This window comes from Photobacterium sp. SP02 (assembly GCF_038519165.1).
In the GTDB taxonomy this organism is placed as follows: Bacteria; Pseudomonadota; Gammaproteobacteria; order Enterobacterales; family Vibrionaceae; genus Photobacterium; species Photobacterium halotolerans.
In genome coordinates this window covers 1-431 of the sequence record NZ_JASJOJ010000172.1, presented here as the reverse complement: position 1 = coordinate 431, position 431 = coordinate 1, and the positions used below count along the sequence as shown (strand labels likewise).

Annotated in this window: 3 tRNA genes; all 3 read left to right on the top strand. The window is 54.8% G+C overall.

The window, feature by feature from the left end:
- Positions 1-119: 119 nt before the first annotated feature.
- The 3 genes from P0Y67_RS22870 (at position 120) to P0Y67_RS22860 (ending at position 431) form a co-directional block, all read left to right on the top strand.
- Positions 120-196, top strand: a tRNA-Arg gene (locus P0Y67_RS22870).
- A 47-nt stretch (positions 197-243) separates the two neighbouring features.
- Positions 244-320: transfer RNA gene (locus tag P0Y67_RS22865), tRNA-Arg, on the top strand.
- A 38-nt stretch (positions 321-358) separates the two neighbouring features.
- Positions 359-431 (top strand) — tRNA-Arg (locus tag P0Y67_RS22860).

The window sequence follows — 431 nt, the reverse complement described above, 5'->3', positions numbered from 1 at the left end:
GAAGGCGCTCCCCTGCTAAGGGAGTATACGGTTTATCCCGTATCGAGGGTTCGAATCCCTCCTTCACCGCCATTCTTCCCAATAGCTAGAGTCCCTTTAGATATTGTGTAAGACCCTGCGCGTCCGTAGCTCAGCTGGATAGAGTACCTGGCTACGAACCAGGCGGTCGGAGGTTCGAATCCTCCCGGACGCGCCATATTTGATCAAGTATCAATGGACTGCTACTTCAAAAACTGATTCTGCGCGCTCGTAGCTCAGCTGGATAGAGTACCTGGCTACGAACCAGGCGGTCGGAGGTTCGAATCCTCCCGAGCGCGCCATCATCTCAAGTCGTGATTATTCACGCAGAAAATTCTGCGCGTCCGTAGCTCAGCTGGATAGAGTACCTGGCTACGAACCAGGCGGTCGGAGGTTCGAATCCTCCCGGACGC